At 41.6% G+C, this 19,216-nt stretch carries 18 protein-coding genes and 2 tRNA genes; 2 read left to right on the top strand and 18 right to left on the bottom strand.

Annotation, left to right across the window (positions count from 1 at the left end):
* The first annotated feature begins 258 nt into the window (after positions 1-258).
* Positions 259-332, top strand: a tRNA-Met gene (locus ACFRAK_RS22845).
* 20 nt (positions 333-352) lie between these two features.
* A tRNA-Glu gene (locus ACFRAK_RS22840) sits at positions 353-424 on the top strand.
* Between the two features lie 164 nt (positions 425-588).
* On the opposite strand, the gene ACFRAK_RS22835 is transcribed toward ACFRAK_RS22840, so the two are convergent.
* The 18 genes from ACFRAK_RS22835 to glmU form a co-directional block, all read right to left on the bottom strand.
* The gene (locus tag ACFRAK_RS22835) at positions 589-1,044 is read right to left on the bottom strand and encodes a S1 domain-containing RNA-binding protein (RefSeq protein ID WP_214794723.1); all 456 of its coding nucleotides are present in this window, start codon (positions 1,042-1,044) and stop codon (positions 589-591) included.
* Positions 1,045-1,125: 81 nt separating this feature from the next.
* The gene (locus ACFRAK_RS22830) at positions 1,126-1,512 is read right to left on the bottom strand and encodes an FtsB family cell division protein (protein ID WP_387604906.1); all 387 of its coding nucleotides are present in this window, start codon (positions 1,510-1,512) and stop codon (positions 1,126-1,128) included.
* A 13-nt stretch (positions 1,513-1,525) separates the two neighbouring features.
* On the bottom strand, positions 1,526-2,158 hold the full coding sequence (gene yabQ / locus ACFRAK_RS22825) for a spore cortex biosynthesis protein YabQ (protein ID WP_387604907.1): 633 nt from the start codon (positions 2,156-2,158) through the stop codon (positions 1,526-1,528).
* On the bottom strand, positions 2,155-2,463 hold the full coding sequence (gene yabP, locus ACFRAK_RS22820) for a sporulation protein YabP (protein WP_034316308.1): 309 nt from the start codon (positions 2,461-2,463) through the stop codon (positions 2,155-2,157). Before yabP ends, yabQ begins: the two co-directional genes overlap by 4 nt.
* 76 nt (positions 2,464-2,539) lie before the next feature.
* Complete coding sequence (locus tag ACFRAK_RS22815; protein WP_034316386.1) at positions 2,540-2,803, bottom strand: RNA-binding S4 domain-containing protein; 264 nt, start codon at positions 2,801-2,803, stop codon at positions 2,540-2,542.
* Between the two features lie 23 nt (positions 2,804-2,826).
* Positions 2,827-4,299 carry a bifunctional methyltransferase/pyrophosphohydrolase YabN gene (yabN, locus tag ACFRAK_RS22810; RefSeq protein ID WP_387604908.1) on the bottom strand — a complete coding sequence of 491 codons (1,473 nt, stop codon included), beginning with the start codon at positions 4,297-4,299 and terminating at the stop codon, positions 2,827-2,829.
* On the bottom strand, positions 4,292-5,914 hold the full coding sequence (locus ACFRAK_RS22805; RefSeq protein ID WP_394572553.1) for a putative polysaccharide biosynthesis protein: 1,623 nt from the start codon (positions 5,912-5,914) through the stop codon (positions 4,292-4,294). The genes yabN and ACFRAK_RS22805 overlap by 8 nt, the downstream gene beginning before the upstream one ends.
* Before the next feature lie 222 nt (positions 5,915-6,136).
* Positions 6,137-6,673 (bottom strand): stage V sporulation protein T, encoded by a 537-nt coding sequence (spoVT, locus tag ACFRAK_RS22800; RefSeq protein ID WP_192207409.1) that lies wholly within the window; start codon positions 6,671-6,673, stop codon positions 6,137-6,139.
* A gap of 188 nt (positions 6,674-6,861) precedes the next feature.
* Entirely contained in the window at positions 6,862-10,398 is a 3,537-nt protein-coding gene (gene mfd / locus ACFRAK_RS22795; RefSeq protein WP_260288341.1) for a transcription-repair coupling factor, read from the bottom strand.
* Between the two features lie 161 nt (positions 10,399-10,559).
* On the bottom strand, positions 10,560-10,790 hold the full coding sequence (gene fin, locus ACFRAK_RS22790) for an anti-sigma-F factor Fin (protein WP_063574553.1): 231 nt from the start codon (positions 10,788-10,790) through the stop codon (positions 10,560-10,562).
* A 105-nt stretch (positions 10,791-10,895) separates the two neighbouring features.
* Positions 10,896-11,456: an aminoacyl-tRNA hydrolase gene (gene pth, locus ACFRAK_RS22785; protein WP_387604910.1), complete on the bottom strand. Its 561-nt coding sequence runs from the start codon at positions 11,454-11,456 to the stop codon at positions 10,896-10,898.
* A 261-nt stretch (positions 11,457-11,717) separates the two neighbouring features.
* A complete protein-coding gene (locus ACFRAK_RS22780; RefSeq protein WP_387604911.1) occupies positions 11,718-12,356 on the bottom strand; it encodes a 50S ribosomal protein L25/general stress protein Ctc in 639 nt (212 codons plus the stop codon).
* Positions 12,357-12,517: 161 nt separating this feature from the next.
* Positions 12,518-13,270: an ATP-binding cassette domain-containing protein gene (locus tag ACFRAK_RS22775; protein WP_387604912.1), complete on the bottom strand. Its 753-nt coding sequence runs from the start codon at positions 13,268-13,270 to the stop codon at positions 12,518-12,520.
* Between the two features lie 13 nt (positions 13,271-13,283).
* Positions 13,284-14,066 (bottom strand): aliphatic sulfonate ABC transporter permease SsuC, encoded by a 783-nt coding sequence (gene ssuC, locus ACFRAK_RS22770; RefSeq protein ID WP_387604923.1) that lies wholly within the window; start codon positions 14,064-14,066, stop codon positions 13,284-13,286.
* Positions 14,032-15,207 carry an FMNH2-dependent alkanesulfonate monooxygenase gene (gene ssuD / locus ACFRAK_RS22765; protein ID WP_394572552.1) on the bottom strand — a complete coding sequence of 392 codons (1,176 nt, stop codon included), beginning with the start codon at positions 15,205-15,207 and terminating at the stop codon, positions 14,032-14,034. Before ssuD ends, ssuC begins: the two co-directional genes overlap by 35 nt.
* 13 nt (positions 15,208-15,220) lie before the next feature.
* Positions 15,221-16,201, bottom strand: coding sequence for a sulfonate ABC transporter substrate-binding protein (locus ACFRAK_RS22760; protein WP_387604914.1), 981 nt, complete (start codon positions 16,199-16,201; stop codon positions 15,221-15,223).
* Between the two features lie 310 nt (positions 16,202-16,511).
* On the bottom strand, positions 16,512-17,465 hold the full coding sequence (locus ACFRAK_RS22755) for a ribose-phosphate diphosphokinase (RefSeq protein WP_057276495.1): 954 nt from the start codon (positions 17,463-17,465) through the stop codon (positions 16,512-16,514).
* A 15-nt stretch (positions 17,466-17,480) separates the two neighbouring features.
* Complete coding sequence (gene glmU, locus ACFRAK_RS22750) at positions 17,481-18,854, bottom strand: bifunctional UDP-N-acetylglucosamine diphosphorylase/glucosamine-1-phosphate N-acetyltransferase GlmU (RefSeq protein WP_260288335.1); 1,374 nt, start codon at positions 18,852-18,854, stop codon at positions 17,481-17,483.
* Positions 18,855-19,216 lie beyond the last annotated feature (362 nt).

Genomic DNA, 19,216 nt, shown 5'->3' with positions numbered 1-19,216 from the left:
ATAAGCGGATAACAAAAACGTTCGACGAAATTCTTCTTGAACAATCATTTGTATACAGGTTTTTGTCCCTTTTTTTTCAATACGGAAACGGGCGTTCTTTTTTTTTTGAAGAAAAGCAAAGTTTTTAGGTTATTTTTGCGGAAAATAACACGAATAAATAATCAGGAAATGGAAACCGACAAACTTTATTTTTTTTGTTGACATTTTTTCTTCACGACTGTAAGATATAACTTGTGCTTCAGTAGCACTTACCATTATGGCGGCGTAGCTCAGCTGGCTAGAGCGTACGGTTCATACCCGTGAGGTCGGGGGTTCGATCCCCTCTGCCGCTATCTTTTTTCATGAAAATCACGGCCCGTTGGTCAAGCGGTTAAGACACCGCCCTTTCACGGCGGTAACACGGGTTCGAATCCCGTACGGGTCATCATATATCAAAAGCGCCTCTGCACACTTATATCGGTAAGTGTGCAGAGGCGCTTTTTTATGTCGTTGATAATTAAAAGAAGACAAGCCAGCAAGCTTGCCTTTATCTACACTATGAATAATTTCACAGGAAAAGTTGCTAAACTATTATTTTCAGCAGCAGTTTTATCCGCGTCTTCCTCCTCGACCTCCCCGTTTCGTTTCGGTGCTACGTTTAAGGGTCGTTAAGCGGTCTTCGCTATCTTTTAAGAATTTAGCCATTTTTTGCTCAAAGTTTTCTTTAGGCTGGAAACCATTACCTTTCGAGCGGAAGTCTTTGGAACGGCTGTCATTCCCTCTTCCTTGGCGCGGACGTGGTGTGTATGCAGGTTTTTGCTCACCTTCAGGACGGTCTATCGCTTTTTTTATGGACAAGCCAATCTTGCCATCTTTAACGTTGATGACTTTCACCTCAACTGTATCGCCCACTTTTAAATGATCATTGATATCCTTGACATAATTATCAGCCACTTCACTGATATGGACAAGACCGGTTGAACCTTGAGGTAGCTCTACAAATGCACCAAAATTAGTTATGCCTGTTACTTTACCTTGTAACTTGCTGCCTACTTCGATTGACATAAAAAAAATGTTCCTCCTTAGAAATGTTAAAAAAATCTCTTCACATTATATTATAACGAAAGTAAAAAAACAGTGTCAATATTAGTCACTATCTTCCTTCCCTTTTGGAAGGGTAAAAATGATTTCACCTTTTTCAGATAAGAAATAATCCCGTCTGGCTATTTTCGCTATATAATCGTCGTCATTAAGCTTTACGATTTCTTCTTTGAGAAGGGTCTCGTCTTTTTTCAATTCAGCTAACTTCCCCTTCATTTCTTCCTTTTGATTAACTTTCTCATCCAGTGCAACATTTTGCGTTATGAGGGTGGAAACGGCAAAAATCAAAAAGACAGCGGCGAAAATTGAGTAAAGGGTTAATCTACGCATTAGACCACGCTTCTTTTTTTCTACGGTTTGTACTTTTTTCTCTTGTTGAGCGACGTAGGGATTTTCCATTTTTGCCACTTTCTTTTTACGCAGGCTACTCATTTTTTATCGCTCCTCATTTCTTTTTATTTCTCCATCCATTTAGCGTTCTAAATATAGAATTCTTTATTTTCAATAAAATCCCTTTTCCTTTATTATAAAACTTCCCGACGTTTTTCGTAACAAAAACCGGCAATAAATTCCATATATAAGTCAGAATCCCTTTTACTGGTCTCCAGAATATAGTCAAAATAAAGAGAAGTATTTTTCCCGCCCATTTTAATAATGCCAAAACGAACTTACCTATCCCGATGATGATGGCCAATACAGATACTAATACCCATTTTATCGGTAGAAATATCAGCATGTGAACCGAATTCGTTATAAATCTCGCCAACTTTATCACAAGTATTATCAAAAACTCTAATGAACGTTGATAGAAACCTTTGAAAAGTGCTTGATAAGCTGAAAAACCGCATAATAAGGCCAAAAATAAATAGAGGCGAAACTCCCCCTCATTCACTAAAAACAAAACATAAAAAATAAGGAGACCCTGAATGATCCAGAAAAGGAAGTCATGGATGAATACAACCCACCTTTTCCTTTCTGAACGATTCAGGAACCTGCTATACGTATCCAGGGCAGCTCCAAAGCCACTGCCCATGCCTATCATCGCAAGCAACGTATAAAATTGGATCGTTAAGGTCATTTGAACAACTTGCCAAAGAAGCCTTTAGCTTTCTCCCCTGATTGCTCATCTAAATAAACAAGGTCGAAAATCTTTCCCTTAATCGAAACGATGCCTTTATCAACGTCTAAATTCTTCATTTGCAAGTTTTGGCCCCGGATAGATAAGAAACCCATTGACGTTTCGAGCAGAAATTCTTCATTATCGAAACTTTCAACTTGTTTGACACCGGTAATATCAAGCAAACGGCGGCCTTTCATCGTTACATCATGCTCTTGGGTCGTTCCTTTTGTATAACCAGCATTCGGATCAATATATTGGCTCATTTTTTCATCCCTCACAGTACCACTGATTTTGTACAAGTGTATGTCCGTAAGAGTGGAATTAGAACCAAGCCTGTCCCTACTCCTCCGCTAGCTTTTCTTCCTTTACGATGGTATACATATCTGCAGCGGCTTCTTTTTTCGTCGTTTCTTGAATTTTATCGACACGTACCGTAACAAGCTTTTGACCGAACCTTACAGTCAACTCATCGCCATCTTTCACATTCGAACTTGCTTTGGCCTGTTGTCCGTTAATCGTGATTCTCCCTTTATCCGCAACCTCCTTCGCAAGTGTGCGGCGCTTGATCAACCTTGAAACTTTTAGGAATTTATCCAATCTCATCGACATTCAAATCTCTCCCTTAATTAAAGTCCTTTAGTTTTTGCTTCATCCCAATATGAATCCAGTTCTTCCAATGTATAATCCTCAAATTTTTTGTCTGCCCTTTGAATGCACTCTTCTATATATGTAAAACGCTGGTGAAATTTCCGGTTTGCTTTGTAGACGGCTTCTTCCGCTTGTATGTCATAATAACGTGAAATGTTGACAAGCGCAAAAAAGAGGTCGCCCAGCTCTGATTTTATTCTTTCGACATCCCTGTTCGGGCTTAATATTTCCTCTTCCAATTCCTGTACTTCTTCCCTGACCTTTTTCCAGGCTTCGGAAACCTCATCCCAATCAAATCCAACCTTGGCAGCCCTTTTTTGATACTCTTCGGCCCGTAGTAAGTTTGGCAGCGATTTCTCAATACCATCCAATATGGAGTTCGGAGCTTTTGTTTCGCTCACTTTTTCATCTTCTTTGATTTTCTGCCAGTTCACTAATACATCTTCCTCACCGTTCACTTTAACATCTCCGAATACATGAGGGTGGCGTCGAATCATTTTTGCCGTAATGCCTTCAATCACATCATCTATCGTGAACATGCCCTCATCTTCACCGATTTGTGAATGAAGCATCACCTGAAGCAGGACATCCCCAAGTTCACCAATCATGCCCTCGTCGTCCTCTTCATCGATGGAATCAATCAGCTCATATGCCTCTTCTATTAGATATTTCTTCAAGCTTTCATGAGTTTGTTTCTTATCCCATGGACATCCGTCAGGACCTCTAAGTTCTGCAATGACCTGCCGCAGCTTAGAGAACTCCCTATACCGTAAAGCTTCTTCGCTAACAGGCGGGACATAAACACTCGTCAAGTTACTTAACTCCATTTGACGGTCGAGTTCGAAGAGGGCGCATTTTGTCACTTTTTCCTGACTGCTTCCTGCCGCTGTAACAATATATACCTCGTAGTCATCCGGTAGCTTTTCCATTAAGGTCAGCTTCACATTGGATGCACTGAATGCGTCATACACCTGTCCGATTATCATATGCTGGGCAATGTGCAAATCATCTGGTGAAAGAGCTGTTCCATCCAATAGCTGAAACCCTTCAATCGGATCGATTCTAACAGCCTGAAACAAGGGATCAAGGAAACTTTGCCCGCCTTCCAACTTAATGGCTATTCCAAGAGCCGGACCCTTTTCAAGCAAAAGCTGCACCGTTTTTTCCGCAACCATGGGATGTCCCGGAACTGCGTATAGAACGGAACAGTTTGAAGCCTCTTGTAATAATATTCTGGCAATTTCTTCATATACAGCTTCAAATTGGTCGTGCTTTTCATATATCCCGTCAAACGCCGTGAAATTTATCCCTTCCCTTTTCAAATCCCCGATTACCGGATGATCGATCGTTCTGACGAAACATTGTTCCGTTTGTATCAATTTTTTATAAATCCCTAGCGGAAGCTGATTTAAATCCCCTGCACCAAGGCCTATTATCGTAATCTCATTCATGATTTCGCATACTCCTATTCTTTATTATAAATCGTTTAAGCTTCGAGCCTGCAGGTATAAGTGAAAGTTCTTCTTCACTAAATAACCCTGTACGAATGGCCGTCATCACAAAAACGGCTGCACCGATCCCTACACCGGTCAAAGCTTGGATCGTAGCTAACAAGCGGCTCTCGCCTGATAACATCAATTCGAATAAACTATTGAATAAAACAACCGCAGTACCCATGTAAAACGTACTCTTCAAGATTATTAACACGTGCTTCTTTTCAAATAATGGCTTTTTGATATGTACTCTCAATACCACATAAAATAATACTGACATGATTATAAACGCAAGCACTGTCGCCGAGGCTGCTCCCGCGATCTTGTAATGGGGCACTAGAACAAGGTTCAAAGCCCACTTGCTGCCAACCCCCACAATCGTGATGATCACCGGCACGAACGAATGGCCTAAACTTTGAATCACTGCCGCTTCTGCCATTATGAGGGATGTGAATAAGATCGATAAAGAGAAAATCGCTAAAGTAATCGTCCCTTTGTTATCCGTGAACAGCATATGGTTGACAGGCTTCATCGTCACCACCAGCCCAATCGCAGCAGCAAGTCCTATTGTCGTACTTACACGAAGCGCCAATTTGATCTTATTCAATAATTCATGCTCACTTTTCCTCTGAACGAATCCGGATATTACAGGTACAAGCGCCAATGCAAAAGAATTAGCCACGACTGTACCTAGCTGAAGCAACGGCTGTCCTCGATCATATACCCCTTTCCATTCTTTTGCTTCCCTTTCCCCCATTCCCGTTTCCCTCAGTAAGGAATACAGGTGCAATGAATCGACAAACTGAAACAAGATAAGGATCAAGCCAGTTATGCAAAAGGCCAGCCCTTGGAAAATCAGGGCTTTGGAGATTTTGATGAAATTTACAGGTTTGATTCTCATTCGTAAAAAAAGCTTCCATTCTTCTCTTAAAATGACGAAAGCAATAAGCAGTACCAGGCCAGTTATGCTGCCGGTGATCGAACCGAGGACCGCCCCCTTGCCGACCACATAATAAGAATAGCCCTGAGAAACGAATATTGTGGAAAGAACCAGAATCGTCAACACACGGATGCATTGTTCAGCGACCTGCGAACTTGCCGTAGGCAGCATGTCGTTTATTCCTTGAAAATAGCCTCTTAACACAGATGAAATCGGCATTAATAAATAGGAGTAGGCAACGATCCTCAGCAGACCGGCTAAATGCGGATCCTTCATCCACCCTGCAATCCAATCAGCTCCAAGGAATAGTGCAGCAAACATCATGACACCTATCGAACTTAAGACGACGAATGAAGTCACTAAAATGTCCTTGACCGCAAAGTTATTTTTGGAGGAGTCCCGTTCTGCAATAAGTTTGGATATGACTACCGGAAAGCCGAGTGTTGATAATGTAAAAGCAACACCGTAGAAGGGATAAACCTGTTGATAGATATAAAACCCGATGTCACCCGCAATGTTCTGATATGGTATGCGATAGGCCGCGCTCAATACTTTTACGATAATCGCCGCTGCGCTCAAAATCAACGCTCCCCGGAAAAGTTCATTTGATGTTTTATAAGGCTTTTCAGCCATTCTTTTTCCCCTTTTCACTCATATGTGGTAGTTATTATAGCATAATTCCAATGGTTATTTTTTAATTCCAGCGCATACTGTTAATTAGTTTCCATATTCACCTTGAAGAATAATCTCCGTCTCTTTATGTTTGCCCCCATCGGGTTAACCTTTTAGAAAGAGCAAAAAGGACAGCGCGATTGCTGCCCTTCCACCTTAAAAATTATAATGGCATGTCCAAGGTTACTGTTCCATTTGTCTAGCTAGGAAACTTGCTGCTGTTTCAACCGATTTCTGTTCCACTTCACCAATGGTGCTATCTTTAGAGAAAATCAAGACGGCACCAATCGGGTCGCCACTCGCAATGATCGGAGCTGCCGTATAAGATTGGACATCTTCATCATTGGAATCAACGAATGAAATTTGTCCGTTTGGAGATTCCAGGACAGGATTTCTTTCTTCCATGATTTTTTCCACCAGGTCACTAACGCTTTTATTTAAGTATTCTTTTTTGGAGCCGCCTGCCACTGCAATGTAAGTATCCCTGTCACAAATCATAACTGGGTTTCCAAGGCTATCATAAAGTGCTTCTGCATATTCCCTTGCAAAATCGCCTAATTCACTGATAGGAGAGTATTTCTTTAGGATGACTTCTCCATCCCTATCCACAAATATTTCCAGTGGATCTCCTTCACGAATACGGAGGGTCCTGCGAATTTCTTTCGGGATGACGACTCTTCCTAAATCATCAATTCGGCGAACGATACCAGTTGCTTTCATCTAATGTTGCCTCACTTTCATCTAATTGATTTGATAAATCCTCATTTTGTAGCAAAATCATCACCAGCTATTGTACTTAGTATTTTTCTAATGGTAAGTTCTATGCACTTTGAAAAAATTTTTCTTCTTGTTGCATTTTTTTACCATGGTACCTAAAAAAAATTCTTCAAGAGGACTATCATTCAATTTTAGTTTTTAGTGGCTTGCGTCTCTTTTTTTACATACTGTAAACCCTTGGCCATCTCAAATAAGATATTAAGCCATTTGCTTTGTTCTACACCTTTTATGTGCAGGACCAGTTTCATTCGATTGCCGTCCATTCCAAAGCCCACCATTCGGCCATACTTCGATCCCAGCTCGAATACCTTTTGTCCATCCACATCGCTGCTGACCTTTTCCCTAAGGAGAATGCTGATTTCCTGCTTTAATTGTTTAATGCTTTCAATTCCGGCCTTTTCAGCATATACCTTCATTTCAGCAATCATGAATAAATAGGAAACTTCTTCTGGGTATTCTCCGAAACGATCGATCATTTCATCCTGTAATTCTTCCACTTCTTCAAGCGACGCAATCCCTCTGAACCTTTTATACATTTCTATTTTCTGATGTCCGTCCATTATGTAGGCATCAGGGATATAAGCATCCACTTCAACGTCAATTTCCAGGGTGTTCTTTTCTTCGGCTGGTTGGTCATTACGTTTCGCATCTACAGCTTCTTTCAACATTTGTGAATACAGATCGAAACCAACTGAATCGATGAAGCCATGTTGTTGAGCCCCTAGAATGTTTCCAGCTCCCCTGATGGATAAATCACGCATCGCGATTTTGAACCCTGAACCCAATTCTGTAAATTCCTTAATGGATTGAAGACGTTTTTCTGCCACTTCCGTCAACACTTTATCTTTCCTATAAGTGAAGAATGCATATGCCACCCGGTTGGATCGCCCTACACGTCCACGCAGCTGATAGAGCTGTGAAAGTCCCATTCTATCCGCTTCATTTACTATGAGCGTATTGACATTCGGGATATCGACACCCGTCTCTATAATGGTTGTACTTACCAAAACATCATATTCGCCTTCTAAAAAGCTGAACATGACGGCTTCCAGTTCTTGCTCTGTCATTTGCCCATGAGCATAGGTGACACGGGCATCGGGCACCAGCATGGAAATTTCTTCTGCTTTTCTTGCTATATCCTCTACCCGATTGTAAAGGAAATAAACCTGCCCCCCCCTTGCCAATTCCCGTTCTATGGCTTCCGTTACCAATGAGCCATTATACTCCATGACATAAGTTTGGATCGGGAACCGGTTCTCAGGCGGTGTTTCGATTACGGATAAATCCCTCACGCCCAGCATGGACATATGAAGGGTCCTCGGAATCGGCGTCGCAGTCAAAGTCAGTACATCCACATTCGTTTTTAACCTTTTGATCTTTTCCTTATGTGTAACACCAAAGCGCTGTTCTTCATCAATGATAAGCAATCCCAAATCGCGGTATACGATATCTTTGGATAAAATCCTATGCGTTCCAACGACAATATCAACCGTGCCGGCCTTCAATCCTTTAATCGTCTCCGTTTGCTGTTTTTTAGTCCGGAAACGGCTCATATGACCGATCGAAATGGGATAATCCTGAAAACGCTCCCTTAATGTTTCATAATGCTGCTGGGCGAGGATTGTGGTCGGAACAAGAAATGCAACCTGTTTGCCATCCATTATGGCTTTAAAAGCGGCCCGGATCGCCACCTCTGTCTTCCCATATCCAACATCGCCGCATAATAAACGATCCATCGGCCGTTCACGTTCCATATCCTTTTTGATTTCGACTATGGAACGTAATTGATCTTCCGTTTCGTTATAGGCGAATGATGTTTCGAATTCTCTCTGCATATCACCATCAGGTGAAAAGGCATAGCCCTTTGCGGCTTCCCTTTCGGCGTATAATTTAATTAAATCATCGGCAATGTTCTCAACGGATGATTGAACCTTACTTTTGACACGTTTCCATTCCGTTCCGCCTAGCTTATAAAGCTTCGGTTCTTTTCCTTCAGAACCGACATACTTTTGGACAAGATCAATTTGGTCGACAGGAACATACAATTTGTCATCCGCCTGATAACGAATATTCAGGTAATCTTTATGGACCCCATTTATCGTAAGGGTTTCAATTCCCAAGTATTTACCGATACCGTGGTTAACATGAACGACATAGTCACCGATCTTCAGTTCGGAATAACTCTTGATTCGCTCCGCATTCGATAGTTTCTGTCTCCGTATTGATTTCTTTGACTTCTTATTAAACAATTCCGTTTCCGTAATGATACTGAACTTTTGCATAGGTAATTCAAAGCCGCTATTTAGACTGCCGCGTAAAATCTGTACTTTACCTGGAAGAATGCTGTCCGCATTAAACAGTTCTGCGGCCTCTATATCATAATCGGCTAAAACCGAATGCAGTTTTTTTACCCGTTCTTCATCCTGTCCAAGTATGACGACTGTATATTTCCCTTTTTTCCAACGTTCCAGTTCAGCTTTGAACACATTCATCTGTCCATGGAAATTTTGCATTTGTTTACTGGCAAAATTCAGGATATTCTGAGGATTCGTATGCGGTACATGCCGTAAAAACAATGAAAGGTATACAAACGGCCTGCTGGATTTCATGATTAATTCCTGCATCGGATGAGCCAATTTGATGTCATGGATAATTTGTCCCTGACTTAAAAGATCCGTGTACCACCCAGCCTCTTCTTTTTCCAAAGAATCATTGATTTCCTGGATTCTACTGATTTCATCCAAGAAAACCAAACCATTTACCGGTAAATAATCTATTAAACTAGCTGGATCTTCATACGCTAAACTTAAGTATTTAAAGATTTTGTCGGGTATATTCCCCATTTTCAGCTGTTCAAGTTCATAACTGATCGTTTGAACCAGCTGTTCCTTGGTTTTCTCGTCTTTAAGTTTCTTCAAGCTTTTACTTAATCCGCTCTCGAGCCTCGTTATGATTCTTTCGATATGCTCCGTCTCTAGCAAAGCCTCACTGACGGGACCAATCGTCACTTTCTTGAGTTTCTCGATGGATCGCTGATCTTCGCTTGAAAAGGTCCTTATTGAATCTATTTCGGTATCGAATAATTCAATTCGTATTGGATTGGGTTCGGTGATCGGATAAATATCGATTATACCGCCCCTGATACTGAATTCACCTGGAGAAGCAACCATTTCAGACCTGTTATAACCCATGGCAATGAATTTACTAAGCGTTGGTTCAAGCTCGATGTCTTCCCCTAAAGTAAAGATAAGCTGATGTCTCTTCCAAATATCTTTCGGAGGAAGCACGCGACGCACCCCGGGAATTGGCGCAATGACGATCCCTTTCTTTCCCTCCGCCCAAAAGTTCAATGCCTCTACACGTTGGGCCCTTAATTCCGGGCTGGCAACACTCAAATCAGCCGCAATCAATTCATTGGCTGGATATATATATAATTCTTCCTCGGGAATGAAACTGGATAAGTCCTCATGGAATTTTTGTGCTTGCAGTAAATTATGGGTAACCAATAAAATAGGCCTATTCGTCTTTTCATATACGGAAGCCAGTAATAGAGATCTCGAGGAACCTGTGAGACCAGAGACGATCTGCTCCTTAAGTCCTTCATCGATGCCGGCTATTAACGAATGAACATCATCTTGTTTGGAGAACAAGTTCTGCAATCCATTCATTTTCTTTCCCCCCTCTCTTTAACGTGCGAAAAACATTTGTAATCTTTTTATTTGAACTTGGCCATTTCACCAAGCGTCCCTTTATTAACGGCAATTTTATGTGCCCTGGTATTCCAGACAAACGGAAAAATGCTTTGGATTTTGTCCAAAGCCCTCTCCCGCTAATGAATAATATAATCGTTTTCGTATAAATCAGGGTTTCTTTGCAGCGTTTCATGGCAATCTTCACATATCGCCCTTACATGCATATCCCCTTCAGAATCATAAACGATCATCTCTTGTCGCTCTTCATCGGTAAGTTGATTAAAACCTAACTGCTCCGTACTCAGTGAGTGTGCCTCGATTGAGCCCAGCTTAGTTCCGCAATGTCGGCATCGATAATGGAGAGCCATTTGGTAACCCCCTATTTTAGTAATAGTGTTAGTATGTACAAAAATAGAGGAGTTTTATTCAGCGAAACAGGAAGATATTATTCTTTACTTATATCTACTCTCTGCTTATTGGTTATATTCGTTCATGACCTGTATAAATGGCTTTTCCATCCAAGCTTCACAAGAAGCTGCGCTTTTTTCGATCGTTGCCCCGACATGATCCCATTCTTCAGGCGAAAAACGCCCCAATACATAATCAGATACCGGAATGCGGCCAATCGGGCGGCCAATGCCTATTCTGATTCGATTGAATTCTTGCGTACCCAAATGGGCAATTGATGATTTTATCCCATTATGACCGCCTGCACTACCCTTTTGACGAAGGCGGAGCTTCCCTGGAGGCAAATCAAGGTCATCATAGATAATGACCACATCCGCGATATCCACCTTAAAGAAATGCATGACGGCCGAAATGGATTCGCCTGACAAATTCATGTAGGTTAATGGTTTAAGCAATAAAACTTTTTCTCCCTTTACCATCCCTGCACCATATACTCCCTTATGTTTTGCTTGATCAAGCGGAATCGACCATCTTTTGGATAACTCATCTATTACTTCAAATCCGACGTTATGCCGGGTTTTTTCATACTGTTTACCTGGGTTCCCTAACCCTACAATAATTTTCATGATTCACACTCCGTCATTACGGTTATTTAGGGAGTTACGCTGGGACGAAGTTTTCCCAAGATCATTGACCTTAGAAAAATAGTACCCTAATTTCAAGCTGGCCTGCAAGCGACAGGAGAACTAATTAGGAAAAATCCTAATTTAAGGAATCCATTACGAAAAAAATGGTCCGGTTTAAAAGGCTGCATCCAGAGATTGAAAAGACGTAACTCGTTAAGAGCTACGCCTATTATATCACGATTCACTTGTTTAATCCCGGCATCATGACTCTAGTGATGCCTTGGTTTCCCTGCCTTCTTCATTTTCAGGGATACCGCCATCTTGCTGTTCACCTGTACTTATTTCCTCTTCCTGACGAGGAGCCAAAACGGATGCAACAACTTCTTCTCCATCATTGTCGATTGTAACTTGCTTTTTCGTTTGGATATCGGATATGTAGATTGTATCCCCTACCTGAAGTTCAGTAACGTCCACATCGATGGAGTCTGGGATGTCATTAGGTTTAGCCGTAACCGTGACTTCATGAAGTGACTGCTGAAGGACCCCACCGTCTTTCACGCCTTTACAAACACCGACAAGGTTAATGCGAACTTGCGCTTGTAATTGAGCGGACATATCTACAATTAAAAAGTCTGCATGATAAATGGAGTTCTTTATTGGATCCTTTTGATAGTCAGAGAGCATGACCTTATAACTCGAACCTTCCATTTCCAAAGAAATGATTCCATTACGGCCTATTTCCTTGATCGTCTTATGAAGCTCGATACTATTGACTGAAATGGCCGTACTGTCATTTTTATTGCCATATACTATCGCAGGGATTTCGCCACTTTCCCTCAAATTCCTTAAATTAGAGTGTTTTGAATCCGTACGTTCTTTTGCAGCTAATATATTACTCATACATCCTCCGCCTTCCTGAATATGAATTACAAGTTTCTCTATATTTAACATTTCCCTAAATGGCGAATCGTTAAACATGAAAGGTAAAATCCGAAGGAGGCAAGAAGGGGATAAACATATGGTAAACATAGGTATTTCCCGCAAAATCTTTTTTCTCTCATTCAAGCATGAATTGCCTTTTTTTCCATTCCGTCCTCAACTTGCATCACTCTGTCAAGGATTTGTGCTGCTAGTGATGAGTATTGAATACTATCCTTTTTCCTTGGTCTCGGCAGATTGATCTCCTTATTCATGACGACTTTACCCTCTTCGATTAATATGACACGGTCGGCTAGCATTACGGCCTCTTCAACATCATGTGTAACAAGCAAGGCAGTAAAGTCCCTTTTCCTCCATAATTCTTCAATCAGCCTTTGCATGCCAATTCTCGTCAAAGCATCCAATGCCCCTAACGGCTCATCCAAGAGGAGAATGTCAGGTTGGTTCACCAATGCCCTTGCTAATGCAACCCTTTGTTTTTGCCCGCCGGATAAAACGGACGGCCAATCACTTGCCCGGTCTGCTAGGCCCACTTGCTCCAGTAATTCCATAGCATTTGGCTTCCAATCCCCTTTCAAGCCTATGCCGATATTTTCAAGGATTTTTTTCCAAGGAAAAAGCCTTCCGTCCTGAAACATCGTACGTGAAGATTTATTTAATCCTTTCAATGGCTTTCCATTCACCAGTATCTGCCCGCCCGTCGGTTTTTCCAGGCCTGCCACAAGACGAAGCAATGTGCTCTTTCCACATCCACTCTTACCGACAATGGCTACGAATTCCCCTTTTTTAAATGTGAGGTCCATCCCTTTTAATACTTCAAACTCCCCAAAATCCTTTCTTACACCCTGCAACTCCAACGAATTTCCATTTTTCATATTAATGACCTCCTCATTGGTATGATGGATGCCACTTCAAGCATCTTTTTTCGATCATTTTGGCCGCAACGTCCGATATTTTTCCCAATAAGGCATATAAGAGAATACTAAGAACAACAATATCCATCCTCATGAATTCCCGGGCATTCATAGCCATATATCCTATTCCGGAATTAGCGGATATTGTTTCTGCGACAATTAATGTGACCCACATGATTCCAAGAGAGAAGCGGATACCCACCAAAATGGATGGAAAGGCGGCAGGGAGAATAACATTCCAGAATAAAGAAAAACCGCTTAACCCATAAACCCTCGCTGCTTCGATCAATCCCTTATCCACCGATTTCACTCCATGAAATGTATTTAGATAGATAGGAAAAAGAACCCCTAAAGCGACAAGGAAGATTTTCGCTTCTTCTTCTATACCAAACCATAGAATCACCAGCGGTATTAAAGCTAAATGCGGAATGTTACGCAACATCTGAAGCGAGGTATCGAATAAGGTTTCAGCAATGGATGATAATCCATTTAATAAACCTAGTACAAAACCAATGATCCCGCCTATTAAAAAGCCGATGAAGGCACGCTGGGCACTGATGCCGATATAATCTATAAGTTCACCTGTCCCCAATAAAGCGACACCCGCTTGAAACACTTCAGTCGGGGCAGGCAATATCCGATCCGACAATATCCCCCTCAAAGACAGCAGCTGCCAAGTTATCAAAAGGAGAATGGGCACAAGCCAAGATATGAGGTGAAACCTATTGAACTTTTTGCTTAATTTTTTTTTCTGCATCTTCATTTTCACTTCCTTTTGTAGGGTAGTGGTCATTGGCCAGTATTTCCCCGAATGGGCTCGTAGCTTTAGAAATGGGACTTTCCAACTGTTCAACAGGGAGTAAAGGGAATAATAATTCCGCAACTCTGTACGCTTCTTCAAGATGAGGGTATCCAGATAAAACAAAAGATTCTATTCCGATTTCTTCATATTCCTTCATTCTGGCAGCAACACTTTCTGCACTCCCTACTAGTGCCGTACCAGCGCCTCCACGGACTAGGCCTACACCTGCCCAAAGGTTAGGGCTGATTTCAAGCGAATCCCTGTTTCCGTTATGGAGTTGCGACATGCGCTTTTGGCCCACTGAATCAAACCTCCCAAAGATCTTTTGTGAATTTTCAATCATTTCATCATCCACATATTTTATGAGTTCATCCGCTGCCTGCCAAGCTTCTTCTTCCGTTTCCCTTACAATGACATGCATCCGTATGCCAAACCTGACCTCACGTCCATATTCCGCCGCCTTTTTACGTACCTTTTCAATTTTTTCAGCCACTTGCACCGGCGGCTCACCCCAAGTTAAGTACACATCAATATGCTTTCCTGATATATCGATGGCCGGGTCGGATGAACCTCCGAAATAGAGCGGTGGGTACGGTTTTTGTACAGGTGGCAACAGAATATCCCCGCCTTCAATCTTTAGGTGCTCCCCTTCAAAGTCCACTTTGTCCCCGGACATCTCCTTTCTCCAGATGCCAAGAAATTCATCTGTTTGCCCATATCGTTCCTTATGATTCAGAAATACGCCATCACCTGCCAGTTCGACCGGGTCCCCTCCAGTTACCACATTGATCAAGAGACGTCCATTCGACAGCCGGTCGAAGCTCGAAGCCATCCTGGCAGCCAAGGTTGGCGACATTAAACCTGGTCGGACCGCAACTAGAAATTTCATTCTTTCCGTTGCGGAAATCAATGAAGAGCCCACTACCCATGCATCCTCACAAGACCGTCCCGTCGGAAGCAAAGCCCCTTCAAAACCCAAATGATCAACCGCCTGCGCTATTTGTTTTAAATAAGGAAGCGTGATTGCCCTTCCTCCCTTAGTCGATCCTAAATAGCGACTTTCCCCATGCGATGGTAAAAACCAAAATACTTTCATTTTCATTTCCCCCTTAATTTTTTTTAACATCTGCAGATGCATCCAGAACATTAATCTTGCTTGGAATTAATTTAAGATTGTAAAACGTATCGGCAATCTTTTGTTGATCATCCAAAACCCCATTGGAAATCTCCTCAAGTCCATATTCTTTTCTATTTAATGTTTTTTCCAATGCCTCCACACTCAATCCAATTTCCGGAGATAAAAACTCAGCGACGTCCCTTGGGTTTTCTTCAATCCATTTATCAACTTTTCTCAGTTCTTCTTTGATAATCTTCAAGGCCTCTTCGTTCCCGGCAAATGAATCAGTTGCCAAAAAGAATTCACGATTCGACACCAGTCCTTCTCCATCCTGAATCGTTTTCGTTTCAAGTTCCAATTCCGCTGCTGATAAAAATGGATCCCATATTACCCAGGCATCGATTTGGTTCCCTTCAAAAGCAGCCCTCGCATCAGCCGGTGGCAAGTAGACGGGCTTAATGTCATCAAGAGTAAGACCTGCTTCCTCTAACGCTTTGACCAATAGGTAATGAACATTGGAACCTTTATTCAAGCCAACCTTCTTACCTTTTAAATCTTTCACATTTTTAATGGGTGAATCCTTTTGTACAACTATAGCCTCTCCTGATGGGTTAGACGGCTGATTGGCAATATAGACAAGCGGAGCATTGGCCGCTTGTGCAAATATCGGCGGTGCCTCCCCTGTGTGCCCAAAATCAATGCTGCCGACATTCAAAGCTTCAAGCAGTTGAGGTCCTGCAGGGAATTCAGTCCAATCGACTGTATAGCCCACTTCCTTTAAATGTGTTTCCAGCTCCCCTTTTGATTTTAAAATATTTAATGTCCCAAATTTTTGATAACCGATTCGGATGGTCTTATTCGATTCTTTTGCATCAGCACTAGTGGAACTGTTCTTTTCCTGCCCGCATGCACTTACTATCAGCATGAAGATGCTGAAGATGGACAGCAGCCATATCTTTCGTTTTTTTTTCATATTCTGCACACCCTTCTTAAACAATTTATTTAAAAATAAAAGGCTCCTTTTCTTCACCAATAGGACAATAGGGCAATAAGATGCCTAATGTTCAATGGTAAGTGAAAAGGAGCCTTCGGTAGTCCGATCGGCGTTAACCAATATGCACTTGCTTTAGTACAGGTTTTCATTCCATGAATATGAATTGAATTTGTATAGCTATTTTATTATCAGTATTCATATCTGTCAACTATGGATTTAATATTTTTTGAAAATTTCAAACCAAAATACGGCGAGCCTTAGGGCCCGCCGTGTTTGGTTAATTTTTTTATCAATCGAATAATGTGCTGACTGATTGTTCCTCATGCACACGAATAATTGCCTCTGCAATCAAAGGTGCTACAGAAAGTCCAGTAATTTTATCGATTTTCTTATCTTCAGATAGGGCAATCGAGTTAGTCACGACCAATTCCTTAATCGTTGAATTTTGAATCCTTTCGATGGCAGGGCCTGAAAGGACTGGGTGTGTACAACAAGCATACACTGCTTTAGCACCATTCTCTACAAGGGCATTGGCCGCTAGTGTAATAGTCCCGGCAGTATCGATGATGTCGTCAATCAGTATTGCTGTCTTCCCTTCAATATTACCAATGATGTTCATGACTTCAGCCACGTTCGGTCTTGGACGGCGCTTATCGATAATGGCAATCGGTGCTTTTAGGCGATCGGCCATTTTACGGGCACGTGTTACACCACCATGATCTGGGGAAACGATGACGATATCACTTAAATCTTTTTCCTTGAAGAAATCAGCTAAAATCGGAACAGCAACAAGGTGATCGATCAGAATATCGAAGAAACCTTGAATTTGTGGTGCGTGAAGATCTAATGTGATAACACGGTGGGCACCAGCCGTTTCTAGAAGATTTGCGACAAGTTTAGCTGTAATTGGTTCACGTGCACGCGCTTTACGATCTTGTCGGGCATAACCGTAATATGGCATGACAATATTGATTGTTTTAGCTGAAGCACGTTTAAGAGCATCGATCATAATTAAAAGTTCCATTAAATTTTCATTGACTGGTTGGCTTGTTGATTGGATTACGTAAACGTCACAGCCACGGATACTTTCTTCAATATTGATCTGAACTTCACCGTCACTGAAACTTGTTACGCTACACTTTCCAAGTTCAACACCGATTGCAGCAGCAATTTCCTGAGCTAAATCGAAGTTTGAATTTAAAGAGAATACTTTTAAATTAGGATCTAAATACTGATTTGACATGATGACCTCCGTCGGTTATTTATTAAATTTCAAATTCTTGACATAATCTTCTTTGTTAACTTGACGAGCACGGGCAACGGATAGGGCTTCCGGCGGTACATCTTGCGTAATGGTTGACCCAGCAGCTACATATGCCCCTTCTCCTACCGTCACGGGTGCAACCAGATTAGAATTGCAGCCTATGAAGACATTGTCTTCAATCTTCGTCAAATGTTTATTTTTCCCGTCGTAATTCACGGTAATTGATCCGCAGCCTATATTAACATTCTCCCCAACCTCTGCATCCCCAATATAACTCAAGTGAGAGGCCTTGCTTCCTTCGCCAAAAACGGTCTTTTTAATTTCGACAAAATTACCGATCTTAACGGAATCCTTAATATCTGATTGAGGTCTAACATGTGCGAATGGACCGATTTTAACAAAACTTCCAATACTGCTTTCATGTACAACCGATTGGAGGACTTCCGTTCCATCACCAATTTCACAATTACTGATTTCCGTATTCGGGCCAATTAAGCAATCCTGACCGATAATACTTTTTCCTTTAATGAATGAGCCAGGGCTAATGACTGTATCCTGCCCGATTTGCACATCCGCTTCAATGTACGTAGTTAGCGGATCGATGATCGTTACACCATTCCTCATATGCGTTTCATTGATTCGTTTCCGTAAAATTTGCTCCGCCTGCGATAAAGCAACTCGGTCATTTACACCCAATGTCTCCTCGAAATCACTGGATTGGAAGGCCGTCACCACTTCGCCTTCCTCTTTTAAGATTTCAATAACATCCGGTAAATAATATTCTCCCTGGACGTTTTCATTTGAAACTTTTTTCAGCGCGCTAAATAATGCTTGGTTGTCGAAGCAATATGTACCGGTATTTATTTCCTTAACATATCTTTCTTCATCAGTGGCATCCTTATGCTCGACGATTTTTTCTACAAGACCGCCTTCACCGCGAAGGACCCTTCCATAACCAGCAGGATTATCTGCATATGCTGTTAAGATTGTTGCTTTCGCCTGACTTTGCTCATGCAATGCTATAAGCTCTTTCATCGTTTCCGCTTTAATCAGAGGCGTATCACCGCAAATAACAAGGGTTGTTCCACTTTTTACGGATAAAGCGCTTTCCGCTTGCATTACAGCATGTGCCGTACCTAATTGCTGTTCTTGTAAGGCATACTTGCATGAATCACCAAGTTGTTCTTGTACTTTTTCAGCTCCATGGCCGATGACTGTAACAATATCTTCTATTTGAAGTTGATTGACTTGATCGATAACATGTTGTACCATTGGTTTCCCGCAAACAGGGTGCAAAACCTTATAAAGCTTAGATTTCATCCTAGTACCTTGCCCAGCGGCCAATATTATTGCATAGCGATTACTCATAACAGGCCTCCATTTTCACCTTTTTATCCACTAAAAATATTATCTCAAATAGTGATTCTTTTCAAGGTAACAATTAAAAGTACATATAATTGTCAACCAATCAGGTAAAAAAAGTTCAATTTCAGACAGCCTTGTTAGAGTTATTAATGGATCTTTTAACATTATTTTAAATCATGGTCGATGTCATTTTCATTAACGTCGTAATACAGGAACCATGTCTCCTCCCCTCTATAACACCAGCAAGCCCCATTGTCCCAAAACACTGCCATGATCGCGCTAGACCTATGTACAAGCCATGTGAAAGTACTGCACCCTTTGTTAACTTCCATTCCAAAACCGATTACCGTTTCAATTCATCTTCA

The sequence above is a fragment of the Peribacillus sp. NPDC056705 genome (genome assembly GCF_043656335.1).
The sequence above is the reverse complement of the archived record's forward strand: the minus strand, read 5'-3'. Positions and strand labels throughout refer to the sequence as shown.

Coding starts and splice junctions, on each gene's coding strand:
- ACFRAK_RS22835 (WP_214794723.1), bottom strand. CDS start 1,044: ATGTCAATCGAAGTAGGCAGCAAGTTACAAGGTAAAGTAACAGGCATA.
- ACFRAK_RS22830 (WP_387604906.1), bottom strand. CDS start 1,512: ATGAGTAGCCTGCGTAAAAAGAAAGTGGCAAAAATGGAAAATCCCTAC.
- yabQ (WP_387604907.1), bottom strand. CDS start 2,158: ATGACCTTAACGATCCAATTTTATACGTTGCTTGCGATGATAGGCATG.
- yabP (WP_034316308.1), bottom strand. CDS start 2,463: ATGAGCCAATATATTGATCCGAATGCTGGTTATACAAAAGGAACGACC.
- ACFRAK_RS22815 (WP_034316386.1), bottom strand. CDS start 2,803: ATGAGATTGGATAAATTCCTAAAAGTTTCAAGGTTGATCAAGCGCCGC.
- yabN (WP_387604908.1), bottom strand. CDS start 4,299: ATGAATGAGATTACGATAATAGGCCTTGGTGCAGGGGATTTAAATCAG.
- ACFRAK_RS22805 (WP_394572553.1), bottom strand. CDS start 5,914: ATGGCTGAAAAGCCTTATAAAACATCAAATGAACTTTTCCGGGGAGCG.
- spoVT (WP_192207409.1), bottom strand. CDS start 6,673: ATGAAAGCAACTGGTATCGTTCGCCGAATTGATGATTTAGGAAGAGTC.
- mfd (WP_260288341.1), bottom strand. CDS start 10,398: ATGAATGGATTGCAGAACTTGTTCTCCAAACAAGATGATGTTCATTCG.
- fin (WP_063574553.1), bottom strand. CDS start 10,790: ATGGCTCTCCATTATCGATGCCGACATTGCGGAACTAAGCTGGGCTCA.
- pth (WP_387604910.1), bottom strand. CDS start 11,456: ATGAAAATTATTGTAGGGTTAGGGAACCCAGGTAAACAGTATGAAAAA.
- ACFRAK_RS22780 (WP_387604911.1), bottom strand. CDS start 12,356: ATGAGTAATATATTAGCTGCAAAAGAACGTACGGATTCAAAACACTCT.
- ACFRAK_RS22775 (WP_387604912.1), bottom strand. CDS start 13,270: ATGAAAAATGGAAATTCGTTGGAGTTGCAGGGTGTAAGAAAGGATTTT.
- ssuC (WP_387604923.1), bottom strand. CDS start 14,066: ATGCAGAAAAAAAAATTAAGCAAAAAGTTCAATAGGTTTCACCTCATA.
- ssuD (WP_394572552.1), bottom strand. CDS start 15,207: ATGAAAGTATTTTGGTTTTTACCATCGCATGGGGAAAGTCGCTATTTA.
- ACFRAK_RS22760 (WP_387604914.1), bottom strand. CDS start 16,201: ATGAAAAAAAAACGAAAGATATGGCTGCTGTCCATCTTCAGCATCTTC.
- ACFRAK_RS22755 (WP_057276495.1), bottom strand. CDS start 17,465: ATGTCAAATCAGTATTTAGATCCTAATTTAAAAGTATTCTCTTTAAAT.
- glmU (WP_260288335.1), bottom strand. CDS start 18,854: ATGAGTAATCGCTATGCAATAATATTGGCCGCTGGGCAAGGTACTAGG.